This is a genomic window from Streptomyces sp. NPDC000878, assembly GCF_053599695.1.
The window spans coordinates 1,696-4,010 of the sequence record NZ_JBSFMT010000162.1 but is presented as its reverse complement, the minus strand read 5'-3'; the positions used below and the strand labels follow the sequence as shown (position 1 = coordinate 4,010).

General features: G+C 57.7%; 2 rRNA genes (both only partly in view). Both read left to right on the top strand.

Annotated elements, in window-relative coordinates:
- Positions 1–282: ribosomal RNA gene (locus ACWDR4_RS49695) — 16S ribosomal RNA — on the top strand (it extends 1,343 nt beyond the left edge of the window).
- Positions 283–603: 321 nt separating this feature from the next.
- Positions 604–2,315: ribosomal RNA gene (locus ACWDR4_RS49690) — 23S ribosomal RNA — on the top strand; it runs 1,495 nt beyond the window's last position.
- The 16S and 23S rRNA genes sit together here, the layout of an rRNA operon.

Here is a 2,315-nt window from a genome sequence, read left to right as displayed (position 1 = left end):
GTGTGAGGCGGAGCGAATCTCAAAAAGCCGGTCTCAGTTCGGATTGGGGTCTGCAACTCGACCCCATGAAGTCGGAGTTGCTAGTAATCGCAGATCAGCATTGCTGCGGTGAATACGTTCCCGGGCCTTGTACACACCGCCCGTCACGTCACGAAAGTCGGTAACACCCGAAGCCGGTGGCCCAACCCGTAAGGGAGGGAGCTGTCGAAGGTGGGACTGGCGATTGGGACGAAGTCGTAACAAGGTAGCCGTACCGGAAGGTGCGGCTGGATCACCTCCTTTCTAAGGAGCATCTAGGCCGCCAGGTTTCACCTGGTGGTCCAGGGCCATTACGTCGGCATACGTCCGGCGGTGGTTGCTCATGGGTGGAACGTTGATTATTCGGTCTGGTTCACGGGTCGGAGGCTTGCAAGTACTGCTCTCGTAAGAGGGCGTGGAAAGCATGATCTTCGGGCGGGACCGGGTCGGGCACGCTGTTGGGTGTCTGAGGGTACGGCCGGTATGGCCGCCTTCAGTGCCGACCCCGGTAAAAATCCGCTTTGGTGGGTTGTGACGGGTGGTTGGTCGTTGTTTGAGAACTGCACAGTGGACGCGAGCATCTGTGGCCAAGTTTTTAAGGGCGCACGGTGGATGCCTTGGCACCAGGAACCGATGAAGGACGTGGGAGGCCACGATAGTCCCCGGGGAGTCGTCAACCAGGCTTTGATCCGGGGGTTTCCGAATGGGGAAACCCGGCAGTCGTCATGGGCTGTCACCCACATCTGAACACATAGGGTGTGTGGAGGGAACGCGGGGAAGTGAAACATCTCAGTACCCGCAGGAAGAGAAAACAACCGTGATTCCGGGAGTAGTGGCGAGCGAAACCGGATGAGGCCAAACCGTATACGTGTGAGACCCGGCAGGGGTTGCGTGTGCGGGGTTGTGGGATCTCTCTTTCACAGTCTGCCGGCTGTGAGGCGAGTCAGAAACCGTTGATGTAGGCGAAGGACATGCGAAAGGTCCGGCGTAGAGGGTAAGACCCCCGTAGTCGAAACATCAACGGCTCGTTTGAGAGACACCCAAGTAGCACGGGGCCCGAGAAATCCCGTGTGAATCTGGCGGGACCACCCGTTAAGCCTAAATATTCCCTGGTGACCGATAGCGGATAGTACCGTGAGGGAATGGTGAAAAGTACCGCGGGAGCGGAGTGAAATAGTACCTGAAACCGTGTGCCTACAAGCCGTGGGAGCGTCGCGCATCAAGTTTACTTGGTGCGTCGTGACTGCGTGCCTTTTGAAGAATGAGCCTGCGAGTTTGCGGTGTGTTGCGAGGTTAACCCGTGTGGGGAAGCCGTAGCGAAAGCGAGTCCGAATAGGGCGGTATAGTAGCGCGCTCAAGACCCGAAGCGGAGTGATCTAGCCATGGGCAGGTTGAAGCGGAGGTAAGACTTCGTGGAGGACCGAACCCACCAGGGTTGAAAACCTGGGGGATGACCTGTGGTTAGGGGTGAAAGGCCAATCAAACTCCGTGATAGCTGGTTCTCCCCGAAATGCATTTAGGTGCAGCGTCGTGTGTTTCTTGCCGGAGGTAGAGCACTGGATAGGCGATGGGCCCTACCGGGTTACTGACCTTAGCCAAACTCCGAATGCCGGTAAGTGAGAGCGCGGCAGTGAGACTGTGGGGGATAAGCTCCATGGTCGAGAGGGAAACAGCCCAGAGCATCGACTAAGGCCCCTAAGCGTACGCTAAGTGGGAAAGGATGTGGAGTCGCAGAGACAACCAGGAGGTTGGCTTAGAAGCAGCCACCCTTGAAAGAGTGCGTAATAGCTCACTGGTCTAGTGATTCCGCGCCGACAATGTAGCGGGGCTCAAGCGTACCGCCGAAGTCGTGTCATTCGTACACATATCCCCAACGGGAGTACGGATGGGTAGGGGAGCGTCGTATGCCGGGTGAAGCGGCGGCGGAAGCCAGTCGTGGACGGTTTACGAGTGAGAATGCAGGCATGAGTAGCGATACACACGTGGGAAACGTGTGCGCCGATTGACTAAGGGTTCCTGGGTCAAGCTGATCTGCCCAGGGTAAGTCGGGACCTAAGGCGAGGCCGACAGGCGTAGTCGATGGATAACCGGTTGATATTCCGGTACCCGCTGTGAAGCGTCAAACATCGAGCCCATTAATGCTAAAGCCGTGAAGCCGTTCCGGACCCTTCGGGGAAAGGAAAGTGGTGGAGCCGCTGATCCAAGGTGGTAGTAGGTGAGTGATGGGGTGACGCAGGAAGGTAGTCCATCCCGGGCGGTGGTTGTCCCGGGGTAAGGGTGTAGGCCGTGCGATAGGC